This is a genomic window from Pseudomonas cremoricolorata, from assembly GCF_000759535.1.
GTDB lineage: Bacteria > Pseudomonadota > Gammaproteobacteria > Pseudomonadales > Pseudomonadaceae > Aquipseudomonas > Aquipseudomonas cremoricolorata_A.
In genome coordinates this window covers 3,147,817-3,163,436 of sequence record NZ_CP009455.1, presented here as the reverse complement: position 1 = coordinate 3,163,436, position 15,620 = coordinate 3,147,817, and the positions used below count along the sequence as shown (strand labels likewise).

Annotated in this window: 14 protein-coding genes; 3 read left to right on the top strand and 11 right to left on the bottom strand. The window is 63.8% G+C overall.

The window, feature by feature from the left end:
- Positions 1-86 precede the first annotated feature (86 nt).
- The 8 genes from pqqA to LK03_RS14125 all read right to left on the bottom strand — a co-directional run bounded on the left by pqqA (position 87) and on the right by LK03_RS14125 (position 10,635).
- Positions 87-158: a pyrroloquinoline quinone precursor peptide PqqA gene (gene pqqA, locus LK03_RS21980; protein ID WP_009394664.1), complete on the bottom strand. Its 72-nt coding sequence runs from the start codon at positions 156-158 to the stop codon at positions 87-89.
- A 204-nt stretch (positions 159-362) separates the two neighbouring features.
- The gene (locus tag LK03_RS14155; RefSeq protein WP_038413004.1) at positions 363-1,136 is read right to left on the bottom strand and encodes an enoyl-CoA hydratase; all 774 of its coding nucleotides are present in this window, start codon (positions 1,134-1,136) and stop codon (positions 363-365) included.
- A gap of 10 nt (positions 1,137-1,146) precedes the next feature.
- Entirely contained in the window at positions 1,147-2,274 is a 1,128-nt protein-coding gene (locus LK03_RS14150; protein ID WP_038413003.1) for an acyl-CoA dehydrogenase, read from the bottom strand.
- Positions 2,275-2,285: 11 nt separating this feature from the next.
- Positions 2,286-3,476, bottom strand: a complete 1,191-nt coding sequence (locus LK03_RS14145) for an acetyl-CoA C-acyltransferase (protein ID WP_038413002.1) — start codon at positions 3,474-3,476, stop codon at positions 2,286-2,288.
- Positions 3,477-3,490: 14 nt separating this feature from the next.
- Complete coding sequence (locus tag LK03_RS14140) at positions 3,491-4,258, bottom strand: SDR family NAD(P)-dependent oxidoreductase (protein ID WP_038413001.1); 768 nt, start codon at positions 4,256-4,258, stop codon at positions 3,491-3,493.
- Between the two features lie 161 nt (positions 4,259-4,419).
- A complete protein-coding gene (locus LK03_RS14135) occupies positions 4,420-8,913 on the bottom strand; it encodes an NEL-type E3 ubiquitin ligase domain-containing protein (protein ID WP_049870493.1) in 4,494 nt (1,497 codons plus the stop codon).
- Positions 8,914-8,991: 78 nt separating this feature from the next.
- Entirely contained in the window at positions 8,992-10,011 is a 1,020-nt protein-coding gene (locus LK03_RS14130) for an AraC family transcriptional regulator (protein ID WP_038413000.1), read from the bottom strand.
- 66 nt (positions 10,012-10,077) lie between these two features.
- Positions 10,078-10,635 carry an NADPH-dependent FMN reductase gene (locus tag LK03_RS14125; RefSeq protein ID WP_038412999.1) on the bottom strand — a complete coding sequence of 186 codons (558 nt, stop codon included), beginning with the start codon at positions 10,633-10,635 and terminating at the stop codon, positions 10,078-10,080.
- A gap of 155 nt (positions 10,636-10,790) precedes the next feature.
- Between LK03_RS14125 and LK03_RS14120 the strand changes: the two genes are divergently transcribed.
- Entirely contained in the window at positions 10,791-11,009 is a 219-nt protein-coding gene (locus LK03_RS14120) for a hypothetical protein (RefSeq protein WP_038412998.1), read from the top strand.
- A 56-nt stretch (positions 11,010-11,065) separates the two neighbouring features.
- Here the strand turns inward: LK03_RS14120 and dnaQ are convergent, their stop codons facing one another.
- The 3 genes from dnaQ to LK03_RS14105 form a co-directional block, all read right to left on the bottom strand.
- On the bottom strand, positions 11,066-11,812 hold the full coding sequence (gene dnaQ, locus LK03_RS14115; protein ID WP_038412997.1) for a DNA polymerase III subunit epsilon: 747 nt from the start codon (positions 11,810-11,812) through the stop codon (positions 11,066-11,068).
- Between the two features lie 64 nt (positions 11,813-11,876).
- Entirely contained in the window at positions 11,877-12,314 is a 438-nt protein-coding gene (gene rnhA, locus LK03_RS14110) for a ribonuclease HI (protein WP_038412996.1), read from the bottom strand.
- Positions 12,315-12,328: 14 nt separating this feature from the next.
- The gene (locus tag LK03_RS14105; RefSeq protein ID WP_038412995.1) at positions 12,329-13,117 is read right to left on the bottom strand and encodes a class I SAM-dependent methyltransferase; all 789 of its coding nucleotides are present in this window, start codon (positions 13,115-13,117) and stop codon (positions 12,329-12,331) included.
- Between the two features lie 85 nt (positions 13,118-13,202).
- On the opposite strand from LK03_RS14105, the gene gloB reads away from it, so the two are divergent.
- Both gloB and LK03_RS14095 read left to right on the top strand, forming a co-directional pair.
- A complete protein-coding gene (gene gloB / locus LK03_RS14100; RefSeq protein WP_038412994.1) occupies positions 13,203-13,979 on the top strand; it encodes a hydroxyacylglutathione hydrolase in 777 nt (258 codons plus the stop codon).
- A gap of 99 nt (positions 13,980-14,078) precedes the next feature.
- Complete coding sequence (locus LK03_RS14095; protein WP_038412993.1) at positions 14,079-15,530, top strand: lytic transglycosylase domain-containing protein; 1,452 nt, start codon at positions 14,079-14,081, stop codon at positions 15,528-15,530.
- Positions 15,531-15,620: the final 90 nt, after the last annotated feature.

Genomic DNA, 15,620 nt, shown 5'->3' with positions numbered 1-15,620 from the left:
GAGCGTCAGCCTAAATCATCTCCAGCGCTTTGCAATCAGACCTTGGCGGGGGGCGAACCGTCACACGGCTCGCCCTGAGCCCGTGCTCAACGATTGGCGAAGTACATCGTCACTTCAAAGCCGATACGCAAATCGGTGAAGGCCGGTTTTTTCCACATGGTCTTGTCCTCCGAAGCTACCGCGACGGTGCGGTAGCAACAGTGATACACCTTTGGCGCGCTGCTGGCTTTGCTACTTTGGCACTGCCAAGTCCAATAGCCAGAACGGTTGCACAGATGCCACTTTGCGGGCTCATGAAGCCAGTCGAGGACTCAAGGCCGGTCCGTAATCGGTAGCGTCAACCGATAGCTCGGCCCCAGCTGTCACCTGTCCTTGAAGTGCGCCTGGCGTTTGGCGATGAACGCAGCCATGCCTTCCTTCTGGTCCTGGGTGGCGAACGCCGCATGGAACACGCGACGCTCAAAACGCACACCTTCGCTGAGGGTCACTTCGAAGGCGCGGTTGACGCTTTCCTTGACCATCATGCTCACCGGAATCGACTTGCTGGCAATGCTGGCAGCCACCTTGAGCGCCTCTTCGAGCAGTTGCTCCGCCGGAACGATACGGGCAACGAGCCCGGCACGTTCGGCTTCCTCGGCCCCCATCAAGCGGCCAGTCAGGCACAGTTCCATGGCCTTGGCCTTGCCCACCGCCCGAGTCAGACGCTGGGTACCGCCCATACCTGGCAAGACGCCCAGATTGATTTCCGGCTGGCCGAACTTGGCCGTATCGGCAGCGAGAATGAAGTCGCACATCATCGCTAGCTCACAGCCCCCCCCCAGGGCGAACCCCGACACGGCGGCGATGATCGGCTTGCGCCGACTGGCGATACGGTCGGCATCGCTGAACAAGTCTTCGGTGTAGATCTGCGGATACCCGAGCTCGGCCATCTCCTTGATGTCGGCGCCGGCAGCAAAGGCTTTGGCTGAACCTGTGAGCACCACGCAGCCGATCTGTGGATCGCGCTCAAGCTGATCGAGGGCCTGATTGATTTCAGACACGATCTGCGCATTCAGCGCATTGAGTGCCTGCGGGCGGTTCAAGGTGATCAGGCCGACTTTGCCGTGGATGTCCAACAGAATGCTTTCGAATGCCATGGGAACTCCTTCAGAGATTGCGCGCAATGACCATGCGCTGAATGTCGCTGGTGCCTTCGTAGATCTGGCAGACCCGCACGTCGCGGTAGATGCGCTCTAGCGGGAAGTCGCTCAGATAGCCATATCCGCCAAGGGTCTGCAAGGCATCGGAACACACCTGCTCGGCCATTTCCGAGGCGAACAGCTTGGCCATCGACGCCTCGATCAGTGCAGGTTTTCCAGCATCGCGCAGCGCGGCGGCGTGCAGCACCATTTGCCGCGCCACGGCGATGCGGGTGGCCATGTCGGCCAGCCGAAAAGCCACGGCCTGGTGCTCGATCAGTATCTTGCCGAAGCTCTGCCGCTCGCGGGCGTAATCGCGCGCCACCTCGAAGGCGGCACGCGCCATGCCCACTGACTGCGCAGCGATGCCGATCCGCCCGCCTTCCAGGTTGGCCAGTGCGATGCGATAACCCTCGCCCTCCTCGCCCAGACGGTAGGCCAGTGGCACGCGTACGTCATCGAAATGGATCTGACAGGTATCGGAAGCATGCTGGCCGAGCTTGTCTTCGACCCTGACCACCTGATACCCCGGCGTGTCGGTGGGCACGATGAAGGCGCTGATGCCGCGCTTGCCGGCCTCGGGCTCGGTGACCGCGAACACGATGACCACGCCGGCGCTTTGCCCCGAGGTAATGAACTGCTTGCTGCCATTGAGCACATAGTGATCGCCGTCGCGCCGGGCGCGGGTCTTCAGGCTACTGGCATCGGAGCCGGCCTGCGGTTCGGTGAGGGCGAAGGCGCCCAGCATGGCACCAGTGGCCAGCGGGGTCAGAAACTGCGCCTTTTGCGCGTCACTGCCAAAGCGCAGGATCGGCACGCAGCCGACCGAGTTGTGCACGCTCATGATGGTCGAACAGGCGCCATCGCCTGCGGCGATCTCTTCCAGGGCCATGGCGTAGGCTACATAGCCAGTGTCACTGCCGCCCCACTGCTCGGGAATCAGCATGCCGAACAGGCCCAGTTCGGCCATCTCATCGATGGCTTCGCGGGGGAAGCGATGCGCTTTGTCCCACTGCTCGGCAAACGGTCTGAGGCGTTCCTGAGCGAAGCTGCGTACGGCATCGGCAATCTGTTGTTGTTCGTCGCTGACCAGCATGGCTCACCTCTTCACAGGCATTGAAGGGCAACGGCAGTGGCCTCGCCACCGCCGATGCAGATCGCCGCGACCCCGCGGCGCAGGTTGCGTTGACGCAGCGCGGCGATCAGCGTGACCAGAATCCGCGCCCCCGAAGCGCCAATAGGATGGCCCAGCGCGCAGGCGCCGCCGTTGACGTTGACCTTGTCGTGGGGCAGCTGCAGCTGCTTCATCGCGGCCAGCGTGACCACGGCGAAGGCTTCGTTGATTTCGAACAGATCGACCTGATCGAGGCTCCAGCCGGTGCGCTGCATGAGTTTTTCGATGGCGCCAATGGGTGCGGTGGGGAACAGCGCCGGTTGGTCGGCGAACGCCGCGTGGCCGTGAATCACTGCCAGCGGCTTGAGGCCGCGGCGCTCAGCTTCGGAGCGTCGCATCAGCAGCAAGGCTGCAGCGCCATCGGAAATGGAGCTGGCATTGGCCGCGGTCACCGTACCACCGTCGCGGAAAGCCGGGCGCAGCTGCGGGATTTTATCCAGGCGCGCTTTGGGCGGTTGCTCGTCATCGCTGACCATACGGGTCTGGCGGGCTTCGGTGACCTGCACCGGGACGATCTCGTCGGCGAAGCGCCCTTCGCTGATGGCCAACTGCGCGCGGGTCAGTGAGGCAATGGCGAAATCGTCCTGATCCTGACGACTGAAGTCATGGGCCTGGGCACAGTCTTCGGCGAAGGTGCCCATCAGGCGGCCCTTGTCGTAGGCATCTTCCAGGCCGTCGAGAAACATGTGATCGAGCACCTGGCCGTGGCCCATGCGGTAACCCGCGCGGGCCTTTTCCAACAGGTAGGGCGCGTTGCTCATGCTTTCCATGCCGCCGGCGACCACCACGTCGGCAGAGCCTGCCAGCAGCAGGTCGTGGGCGAGGATCAGCGCCTCCATGCCCGAGCCACACATCTTGTTCAGGGTGGTACAGGTGGTTTGCGCCGCAAGTCCGGCGCCCAGCGCAGCCTGCCGCGCAGGTGCCTGACCGAGCCCTGCGGACAGCACACAGCCGAACAGCACCTGATCGACCGCCTCTGGCTCGACGCCACCGCGCTCGAGCGCAGCGCCGATGGCGGCAGCACCCAGTTGCGGAGCACTGAGGGATTTGAGCTCGCCCTGCAGGCCGCCCATGGGCGTGCGCACGGCGCTGACGATGACGATAGGGTCGCTAGCGAGGGTCATGGGAGTGTCCTTGATTATTTGGCGGCCATGCGCAAGGCGCCGTCGAGACGGATCACCTCACCATTGAGCATGCTGTTTTCGATGATGTGTCGCGCCAGCGCGGCGTATTCTTCCGGGCGGCCCAGACGCGGCGGGAACGGCACACCGGCCGCCAGCGAGCTGCGCACCTCTTCGCTCATGCCGGCCATCATCGGGGTTTCAAAAATACCCGGGGCGATGGTCATGACGCGGATGCCGAAACGCGCCAGTTCCCGCGCCACGGGCAAGGTCATGCTGGCGACGGCGCCTTTGGACGCCGAATAGGCAGCCTGGCCGATTTGCCCGTCGAAGGCGGCGACCGACGCAGTATTGATGATGACGCCGCGCTCGCCACCCCCATCGGCGCTGCCTTCGGCCATGGCTGCGGCGGCCAGGCGCAACAGGTTGAAGCTGCCGATCAAATTGACGTTGATCATCCGCGTGAAGCTAGCCAGCGCATGCGGGCCTTGCTTGCCGAGGACCTTTTCGCCGGCGACGATGCCTGCACAGTTGACCAGCCCACGCAGGCCACCAAACGCCCGCACGGCAGCATCGACCGCGGCCTTGGCAGCCTGCTCGTCACTGATGTCGGCGACTGCAAAACGCGCGTTGCCGCCCAACTCAGCGGCCTTGGCCTCGACGGCCGCGGCATTGAGGTCGACCAGCAGCACCTGGGCGCCGGCCTCGATCAGCATCTGCGCAGTGGCGGCACCGAGCCCTGAGGCGGCACCGCTGACGATGAAGGGGGTATTGGCAATGTGCATGGTGTCGTCCTTCAGGCCCGACGACGGTTGGCGAGAACACGGGCAACGGGTGGGTTGGCTGGAAAGAGGCTGAACCGTCGTGACCAGGATAGTCGCGCGGGTCGTGGGCAGCGGCAATGGCCAAAGCTGTCAGGCGCGCTGACCGCTTTGGCCGGACGCGATCAGACGTCGACACCGCCGGCGTCTTGTGTATCCAGTGCATCTTCGGTCAGACGCAACCGCAAGGCGTCCAGCGCACTCTCCCGCCGCACGGTGAGGTCTTGCCAGCGCTGCCGGTAGACCTCGCTGCTCAGACTCTCTTGCTGCTCGTCCAGCTGCGAGCCTTCATCGGCGTACTGTTCGTGCAATTGCGTGAACACCGCAGGGTGACGAACCTCCAGGTAGCGCCTCCAGAACGTGCGCTGACTGAGACTGTCGGCCAAGGCTTCTCGGGTCTCGTGGCTATGGACGAATTCGCGGGCCGCCTGCAATTGTTGAGGCGTGACCCGGGCCACGGTTTCGTAGTGCATGCTGCGCGGCTGGAAAGGCAGGTCGAGCGCTTCGGCCAAGTGAATGCGGTAGTACAGACTTACCTCGATTTCATCGACGCCGCGTCCGTCTGCGCTGCGCTGGACCATATCCTGACGAGCGAAGCGCTCCACTTGAGCCAGCCGCCAAAGACGCCGGCCGAGGGTGATCAAGCGCGGGCCGCGTTCGTGATACGCCGCGTCGGCGGTGGCCTGCGATTCCAGCACCAGCACCTGCAGATCGCTGAAGCGCTCGGCCACACTGTCTTCACAGGCCAGCGGCTCGTTGGCGCGCACGAACACCTGCTCGCGCAGGTCGGCATCGGCATCCAGTGCGCTGAGCATCGTCCAGACCTGCTCGCTCAGGTACTCAGGCGCACGGGTGAAATCGGCGGTGCGCTGAAGCTCGCCAAGCAGGGTGAGCAGACCTTCATGCTGTGGCAATGCGAATACCGTATCCCACAGTGCTTCACGGCTCGCCTGCAACTCGCTGGCGCTGCGGCTCAGCCAGAGCGTGCGCGTCGCTGCAGGCGTAGGGGGTTCGAACGGCGCAGCCGATGCTTGCTGGTGAAGCAAGTCATGCTCGGTGATGCTGAAGAGTTGATCGAGCTGCTGTGCCGGCAATGGGTTGTTTTGCACCACCAAAGCCCGGCGATACGACAGCGGCATCTGTAAAGTGGTGTCGGGGATGTCGGCCAGAAGGTTGTTGCGCAGGTCGGCGGTTTCCAGAGAGGTGCACAGTTCCAGGCCGGAGGGCCATGTCGTCAGTTGGCAGTAACGCAAGCTCACCCAAGCCAGACGCGACAAGTAATGGAAGCGCAGGCGGAAGTTGCCGAGCGGGTTGTAGCTCAGGTTCAGCGAGTTGAGATGCGGCAGGCCTGCCAGCGTGCCCTCGCCTGCCTCATCGAGCCGAATCAGGTTATGGTCCAGGTTGACGATGCGCAGGCTGGTGATATAACCCAACGCTTCTGGAATCCGGCTCAAGGCGTTGCCGCCCAGATTGATACGACTCAACTGGCTGAAGCCGCGCAAGAAACTCACGGGAAGCTCCCGCAGGCGCATACTTCTGAGTATCAGCACCGAGACATGCCCCATCTCGATACCCGCCGGCAGCTCGGGCAGGTCGAGCACACCCAGTCCGCTCAGATCCAGCCGCATGCCCAAGACCTGACCATTTCCACCGATGTCCAACTCTCCCTGTATGCGCCAGCACTGACGCAGCCTGTTCGCAGCATGCTGGCGCACACCGGTCACCCATCCAGGGGCCTGCGCGGCGGCCCACCGGTTCAGGTCACTGTCCATACGCTGGTAATGGGCCTCCTGCTGCATGAGGATTTCAAAAGGATTGCCGTCCGACTCCTCCATGATCCGCAGATACTGCTCAACCCGACGGTCACTGAACCCGGGATACAACGCACGGACTCGATCACGCAGCAAGCGATCGGACGACGATCCTTGGCCCCTGCCACTGAGCAGATACCCTACGCGGCCGTCGGGCAGGCGCTGACCCGGGTTGAACCAAGGGGCTTCTGCGCGCCAGCCGAGCAATTGCAGACGCCGGGTCGTCTGCACTGGTAGCGATTGCAACACGTGCTCACGCAACTGCCCGGCAAGACCGCCTTCGCTCAGGCCCAACGCCTGAACGTGCTCGGGCGTCAGCAGCGCCGCCAGCGCTTCGAACAAACCCTGCGGCTCATCGATGTCCAGCTCCAGTGCGTACATCTGCGCATCGTACACCCTGAAGTATCCATTGACGCGGGCCAGCACCCTGAGGGCTGCATCGGCTCCCTGAGGGTTCATGATCGCGATCCTGCGTCCCCAGACACTGTCATCACGGATCTCGATGTTCAGCGCCAGTGGCCAGTTCGGCAACCGACGCAGCAGCGCGACGACCAGGTCGGCGCTGTCGTTGCCGTATGCACTGTCGAAAGTCAGCCCCTCCACCGCTCGGCCTAGCCGCGCCAGCTGACGCAGACTGCGCGCACGCTTGGCCAGTGCCAGCGGCACGCGCTGTTCGACCAGGGCTAGCTGACGCTGTACCGTATCGACGCCTTCCAAGGCTTGCTCGGCGTACACGTCGGGCAAACCTGGGAAGTCGCGCTGCACCAACGTGCGCAGCGCGTCGTCAGGCAATTGCGCAGCGCTCAGGTGTTCCAGCAATGGCTGGGTAAAACTGGCTTGCCGCTCAAGCAGCGTCTCGCGCAGCGTTTGCGCATCGAGCCCGCTGATGCCCGGTTGTGCCAGGCACCAGGCCTGGATCTGCGGGTCAGGTTGAGGATGTTGCTCGGCGAGGTGGACGAAGAAGCGCTCGATGCGCTTGCGCGCCTGGAAACGCCGCAGGGCATCGTGCAGATTGGCCGGTGCCGGACGGTTCTCCACCAGCAGCCCGCGCAGTTCGTCGCCGTCCATTCCGGCGATGCGCAGCACCTGCAGGGTCTGTGCCGAGTCCAGCGACGGTACGTGAGGCCAAAGGGTCGAGAGCATGCGGGCCGTGTTATGCCACTCCAGGGGACGCGCCAGACGCATGCGCCAGCCACGCTGACCGTTGCTTTCCACCACCGGTCCATAGGCTTCGGGACGCTGTGGGTGACGCAGGCGCCAGGGTTCGGCAGCGTCAGTGCGGCGCAGTCGATACCAGGCATCACCGATGCGCATCCAGCGTTGTTCACCAACGCCATACAGGCCATTGTCCAGAGCCACAGGCTCTTCTGGCAGGTCTTCGTAGGGAGTGCGGTCCGGCGACCACAGACGTCTGTCGCCATTTTCCAGCTCCACTGGCTGCAAGGTGTCGACCAGGCTGCTGCGAGCGAAGCCCCTGGCCACGGCCGTCCCGCCGGCGGTCACCACTGCCGCCACTGCCACGGTTTCAGCCACGCCCAGGAAGTGATCGAGCGCCTCGTGCTGATGGCCAAGACTCCAGTCTTCGACGCCCTCATAGATTTCCGAGGCCACCTGCACCACCAGTTGGCCAAGTAACACCGCACCCACCACCGGAATGAAGAACCCGGCCAGGGTCACCAGGCTCATGCCAGCGTCTTTCCAGAGTGCGTGGCGCGCTCGCGCAGCAGCAGCATCGGCCAGTGCCGATGGCACCAGCAGCAACTTGGCATCGGCCTTGATGCCAGCGACCTGCTCGTTGACCAGGCTGGCGAACAGATTGCCCTCGATCAGCTCACCCCGCACTGCAAGGTCGGGGTGATCGTCCAGCAAACGCTTGCCCAGCAAGGTGAGAAATGCTGGTCGTTGCTCGAGTCGCACCCGTTGGCTGAAGACCTGGCGATAGCCTGGGCGGCGCAGATCGGTCAGCAGTGCGGCGGCAAGCGCCGACCAGTTGGCAAAGCTGCGCAGTGCCTGGGTACTGTCGCTAGGCAGGTACAGCACCACGCTATGCACACCGCCATCGGTGTCGCGCAGTTCGATGGCCAATGCATCTGCCAGACGCTGCCCAAGGACGTGGACCCACTGCGCGGTGGCGTGCAGGCAATCGGTACAAGGGGCGTCCGTCACCTGGCTCAAACGCTGCACTGCGGCATGCGCAGCGTCGGAGATCTGCCCCTTGAGGGCGGCGATCTGCGCCGCCAGGAGAAAGCCCGCGCGCTTGTCGGCGCTCAGCAGGTCCAGGGTCTGGGTGACGAACACCCGGTCCAGCAGTTGCTGGTAGCGGCTGCCGACATCCTGCTGGCGGCAGTCGGCGATCAGCGCATTGGTGTCGCTGACGAGCAGATCGTAAGTACCGGGGCGCACCACTCCGGTGCCTTGAAAATAGGAGGTGTTGGCCGGGAAGTTCTGCATCAGCCGCAACAGCGCCGGTTCACGACGATACTCCGGTTGCAGGATGGTCCAGCCTGGCAGTGAGATTGGCGCAATACTTGGCGTGACCACCAGCCATTCCAGCTGACTGAGGCTGTCGTGCGACTCAAGGTAAGGTGCCAGCAACTCCGTGAAATGCTGCCGGGCGAAGGCCTGCAGTGAGATCAGTTCGACGGTCGCCTGGTGGGCTTGCTCGTGCGTGCCACGGTAGGCCTGGAACCGATCCCGCAGGCTGTTGATTTGTGCAGGCGTGGCCTCGGTCAGCCAAGGTCGCAGTTGCGTGCGGATGAACGCATCGGTGGGATGCAGCTTTGACGCAGAGGTTGGGGTGTCGGTCATGGGAGGCTCCTGTTGGTAAGGAGCGCACAGTGAGCGGATGTCAATGGCGACAGCAGGGGGAACTGCTGCCGGGCGCGGTCAGGGTTTCGTCGCGCCGGCACTCAGCATCCGGTAGTGACCGGGATTGCAGCCGAACCATTTGCGGAAGGCTTTGTAGAACGAGCTGCTGTCGGCATAGCCGAGGCGTTCGGCGATGGTGTCCATGGCCGCGCCCTGCTCGGCCAGCCAGGCCACTGCCAACTGGCGCCGCACGCTGTCTTTCAGGCCCTGGTAGGTCTGGCCCTCGTCGGCCAGACGGCGGCGCAGGGTCGATACCGATAGGCACAACTGGCGCGCCAGCCGCTCGGCGTCGGGCCAGAGCGCCGGGTCCAGCCTCAGCAGGTCGGCTCGAATCCGCCGCCCCAGACTGCTCGGATCGCGGTATCTGACCAGGATGTTGCCTGGCGCCTCGGCCAGAAACTGCTGCAACTCATCGGCCGTACGCCGAATCGGCTGGTCGAGGCAGCCACCTTCGATGATCAACCGCGTGTTGGGCATGGCAAAACGCAGGTTCTCAGAGAACATCACCTGGTAGTCATCACAGTACGCCGGGCGCTGCGCCCGCAGGTCTACGGCAAGGATTGCGATACGCCGGCCCGACAGCCAACAGGCGAGGCCGTGAATGAGCATGAACAGGGTGAAATAGGTAAAGGCCCGAGCCGGTTGCCGATGGGCTTCGAGCAGCACGATCTGTGCCACGCTGTGCTCGCGTGCCAGCCGTGGCTTGCACCCCTCCAGCGCCAGCGACAGGTACGCCAGGGCAGTCTCGATACCCTCGCCCACACTGGCCTGGGCCAGGCTCGCCCGCCCCATGAACGCCAGGCTGCCGGGGGGCAGCCCGCGGGCGTCCATGGCGAAGAGTTCATCACGGCAATGGCGCGCCAATTGTCGCCACAAAGCCGCGTAGGTTTGGCTGGGCACTCGCGCGTCGCGCACGTGCAGCTGACTGGGATCGATGCCCACCCGGGTCAGCAACGCTTCGGTGTCGGCCCCAGGTTGGCAGCTCTGCAACAGGGCCTCGCGCACCAGGTGCATGGATATGGTGTCTTTATCACTCATCAACGAGGCGCCGGGATACTGGTGCTGGCCATCTTACCCAGCGCCGCCGCGCAGACAAGCCTCCAATCAAACTGCGCGGTTGAGTTTGACCCAGCCGGCGAAGCGATCGATGAACGCTTGCAAGAATGGACGGGTCTTGTCATTGAGCTTGCCAGCGTCGTCGAACAGGTTGGCAGCCCCACCCACGTAGGCCTCAGGCATCTGCATGCACGGCATGTCGAGGAACACCAGGGTCTGGCGAACGGCGTGGTTGGCACCGAAGCCGCCCAATGCGCCGGGGGAAACGCTGACCACCGCCGTGGGCTTGCCGCCCCAGGCGCTTTCCCCATAGGGACGCGAGCCGACGTCGATGGCGTTTTTCAGGCAGCCAGGCATCGAGCGATTGTATTCGGGAGTAACGAACAGCACGGCATCGCTGCCACGGATCTCGTCGCGAAAGCGTTTCCAGGTTTCTGGGGCATTGGCTTCGACATCTTCGTTGTACAACGGCAGGTCACCGATCTCGACGATCTTCAGCGACAGACTCGACGGCGCCAGTTCTGACAACGCTCGCGCAACCTTGCGATTGTAGGAATCCTTGCGCAGGCTGCCGACGACGACCGCTACGGAATACTCATGGCTCATGGTGATCTCCAACCTCTGCTGTGAATGGAACGCTGTAGTTATAGATGACCACCATTACGCCTCGGGGTTTTTTTCCTTTGCCTGGAAAACTTCCCGTCGTTACCGCAGGTCTATGTCTACAGACATTTCTTCATATTTCAGAGGTTTCCTCGCACATGGCAGCAGTAATGGTCGGCCAGTTCCACGCCCGTGACGCCGAAGGCCGTATCTACCCCGTTCACGAGTTCCAGGAGTCCACCCTGCAGGCCGATGGCAATGCCGTAGGCGCGCCGATCGTCACCTACCGCCTGGCGATAGGTGACCGGGTCAATCATCTGGGGGAAAACCGCTTCGAGCTGGTGGCCAGCGGTGTCGAACTGATTCGCGTGCCTTGAGCGGTTTCAATCGGCCTCGTGACGAGGCCGGCACAGGCAGATTCTCGTAACGCGCTTCAGCCTGCCTCGATGGTCTGCCACAAGGCAGGTGCCCCTGCCGCTTTCGCCACCGCTGCCAGACGTTCGGCATGGGCTTCAAGCTCTTGTGCGCTGGCCAGCAGCACCGGGCCCGGCTGACGGCCGGTGACTCGCCGGATTTCGCTAGGCGCTGCCTGTTGGCCGTCCTGACGCTCTGCACCACTTCCAGCCAGTGAAAGGCTGGTCTGCCCACCGGTCATCGCCAGGTAGACATCGGCCAGCAACTCGGCATCGAGCAGCGCGCCGTGCAGCTCGCGCCCGGAGTTGTCGATGCCATAGCGCTTGCACAGCGCATCGAGGCTGTTGCGCTGCCCCGGATGGCGCGAGCGCGCCATCATCAGGGTGTCGAGGATCGGGCAATGTTGGGAGATATCGGCGCGCTGTGACTGGCCGACCAAGGCGAACTCGTTGTTGATGAAGCCAACGTCGAACGCTGCGTTGTGGATGACCAGCGTTGCGCCTTCGATGAACGCGAAGAATTCGTCAGCCACCTCGGCAAAGCGCGGTTTGCCGATCAGGAAGGCATCGGTGATGCCGTGAACGCCAATGGCGCCCTCGTCACTCTCGCGGTCGGGCTGCAGATAGACGTGGAAATGCCGCCCGGTGAGGCGCCGACCGACCACCTCGACACAGCCGATTTCGATGACCCTGTGGCCTTCGGTAACCGGCATACCGGTGGTTTCGGTGTCGAGAATGACCAGACGCTTGTCTTGCTGCTGCTCCACGGGGGGTGACTCCAACTTGCATCACGGGAAAGGTGGCGATTGTACCTGATCGGACCTGTCAGGCTCAGCGCAACTCGTCGACGCCGCGGTTGGCCAACTGGTCGGCGCGCTCGTTGCCGGGGTGACCGATGTGGCCGCGCACCCACTTCCAAGTGACCTTGTGGCGGTTGACCTGCTCATCGAGCAGACGCCACAGGTCGGCGTTCTTCACCGGTTCCTTGGCTGCGGTCTTCCAGCCGCGCTTCTTCCAGTTGACCATCCACTCGGTGATGCCTTTCATCACGTACTGCGAGTCGGTGGTCAGCACCACCTCGCATTCACGGGTCAGGACCATCAGCCCCTGGATCGCGGCCATCAGTTCCATGCGGTTGTTGGTGGTGTTGCGCTCGCCGCCCCACAGTTCCTTTTCCTGGCCCTTGTAGACGATCAGGACGCCCCAGCCACCCAGGCCAGGATTGCCCTTGCAGGCCCCATCGGTGTAGATCTCGACGCTATCGCTCATGTACCGCTCATTGACTAGAAATTATCGATCCTCGGTGGCATCGCCGGGGCATCGCTGCGCCGGCGATTGACCTTGGCCAGTGGCAGTGGCAGCAGCTTGCCCATCGGCTCGCGACGCTCCTGGGGCAGCGGCCTGAGGCCAATCACCATCTTGCGCGCCACCAGTACGTAGACTCCGCCGCCGCCGAGCTGCCAGGCCCCGGCCCGGCGCTCCCAGCCGCTCATGCGCTGCTGCCAGGCCGGCGAGGCAAGCGGCGGACGATAGCACCCGAACCGACGTTTCTCCAGCGCGAAGCCCAGCAGGTTGAGCCAGTCACCGACGCGCGATGCGCCGATGCAGCGCGCCTTGCGCAGTGCACCTTTGCCCAATAGATGACGCAGACCCCAGCCACTGTAGGGGTTGATGCCCACGATCAACAGGTGCCCGCCCGGTCGCACCGCCTTGGCGGCTTCGCGCAGCAGGCCGTGGGGGGAAATGCTGAAGTCCAGGCCATGCTGCAGCACCACTACATCGGCGGCGTGCTCGCCGAGCGGCCAGGCCTGCTCTTCACAGACGATTTCCACACCTGGAAATGGCGCCCCCAGACGCACGGTTCGTTGCACCTGTGGGGCGCTGGGCGGTGCTTCGGCGCACGGGCCGTAGTGCACCAGAAAGCCTCCGAAGAACCGTTGCAGCTCGTTTTCGAGCAGCGCCTGTTCTTCTCTGAGCATCAATTGCCCCACAGGCCCGTCGAACCAGTCACGCGCCTGGGCAGTCAATTCAAGCCACTGCGCATCGGCCTGGGCAAACGCTTCATCGCTCATCGCACTCTCCGTCAAAGGTTTCTTGCACCGCGCCATCGCAGCTAAGATGCCTTCATGTCCCGCCAGGTGAATCGGATAACCGCACATGATACAGATCGACGCTCTACCCGCTTTCTCCGACAACTACATCTGGTTGTTACAAGATACTGCCACACAGTGCTGCGCCGTGGTCGACCCGGGCGACGCCCAGCCGGTGCTCGACTGGTTGAGCGCGAACCCGCAGTGGCGCCTGACCGATATTCTCATCACCCATCACCACCACGATCATGTCGGCGGCGTCGAAGCGCTCAAGGCCGCCACAGGGGCTCGCGTCCATGGTCCGGTCGCCGAATCGATTCCAGCCCGCGATGTGGCCCTGAGCGATGGCGATCATGTGCAGACGCTGGGCCTGGACTTCGAAGTGCTGGAAGTGCCCGGGCATACCCTGGGGCATATCGCCTTCTACAGTGCAATTCCCCGGCCCCTGCTGTTCAGCGGCGACACGCTGTTCGCCGGTGGCTGCGGACGTTTGTTCGAAGGTACGCCGGGGCAGATGCATGCTTCGCTACAGCGGCTATCGGCCTTGCCGGAGGGGACGCAAGTGTACTGCGCCCACGAGTACACGCTGAGCAACCTGCGCTTCGCCCAGGCAGTCGAACCTGACAACGCGGTACTGCAGCAACGTCTGGCTGACGTCGAGCGGCTGCGCGCCGAGCAGCGCATCACCCTGCCCTCGCGCATTGGTCTGGAACGTCAGACCAACCCTTTTCTACGCACGACTGAAACATCTGTTAAACAAAAAGCAGACGAATGGACGGGCGACGCAAACCTCACTCCCGTATCGGTTTTTGCTGCGTTGAGGTCATGGAAGAACCAGTTCTGATAACCCCAAGATATATCTGAAGGCGGGGGAAAGGTTGACCGGGCGGGAAGCGGTTCCTAGAATCGCCCCACTTTTTTGCCCGGATGAACGTACCCGCCGATGTCATTGCGCAGCCGCAGAACCTCTCATTCCCTCGCCCTGAGGCGCCTGGCGCAAGCCAGCGCACTGGCCCTGACAGCCACCCTGGTGGGCTGCCAGAGCGCGCCGAAGGTCGCGGAGACCGACAGCGTTCGCGCGCCCGACTACCAGGCGCGGATCAAGCACAGGCCGGCACCGCGGGTGATCGCCCCTGCGGTCAAGCCACCACCGGAGGATGTCTGGGTGCGCATGCGCCAGGGCTTCGTCCTGCAGGACATCGACGTCAATCCACGCATCGAACAGCAGCGCCTGTGGTTCGCCAGCAACTCGCGTTCGGTGGAGGCGCTGGGTGAGCGTGGCAGCCTGTACATGCACTTCATCGTAGAGCGTCTCGAAGAGCGCGACATGCCGCTGGAGCTGGCGCTGCTGCCAGCCATCGAGAGCGCCTACAACCCCATGGCCTACTCGCGTGCCCATGCGGTCGGCCTGTGGCAGTTCATCCCGTCCACCGGGCGCAGCTTCAACCTGCGCCAGACCCATTTCTACGACGGCCGACGCGACATCACCGCCTCGACCAACGCCGCGCTCGACTACCTCAGCCGCCTGCACGACATGTTCAATGGCGACTGGCTGCTGGCCCTGGCGGCCTACAACGCCGGCGAAGGCACGGTGAGCCGGGCCATCGAGCGCAACGAGCGCCTGGGCCTGCCGACCGACTACTGGAACCTGCCGCTGCCGCAGGAAACCCGCGACTACGTGCCCAAGCTGCTGGCGCTGTCGCAGATCGTCAACACCCCTGAAGCCTACGGCGTGAACCTCAGCCCGATCGCCAACCAGCCGTACTTCCAGGCAGTGACGATCAACGAGCGACTCGACCTGTCGCGGGTGGCCGCCTTCGCCGACATCGACGAAGACGAACTGATCCAGCTCAACCCGGCGTTCAAGAAGCGCATGACCGTCGACGGCCCGCAGCAGTTGCTGGTGCCGACGGCCAAGGCCCAGTTGCTGGCCGCCAGCCTGTCCAACCTCAATCCCGAGCAACTGGTCAGCCTGCAACCGAACAAGGCCGTGTTCCAGGCCGCCCTGGCCGAAGCCAAGGCGCCTGCTGCCGCGCCAGCCGGCACGCGCAGCTACCGGGTCAAGCGTGGTGACAACCTCGGTGCCATCGCCAAGGCCAACCGCGTGTCGGTACGTGACCTGCAGCGCTGGAACCGCTTGTCGGGCAGCAGCCTGCGCGCCGGCCAGGTCCTGGCGCTGCGCGGTGGCAACGCACCTGCCGCCTCCAGCGCTGCCGCCAACCGCGTGGCCGCAGCACAGAAGCGCTCAACGCAATACAAGGTACGCAAGGGCGATTCGCTGTACCTGGTGGCCAAGCGCTTCAACGTGGAAATGCAGCACCTCAAGCGCTGGAACCCTCGCAGCGGCAAAGCTCTCAAGCCAGGCCAGACGCTGACCGTTTACCTCGGTCACTGATAGCCGTCGGGCAGCACCGTGCCCGCTGTTCATCACGCCCCGCCACGCGGGGCGCAGATGCCCTCGCGCAACGCCGCGCCAGCCCTGGCG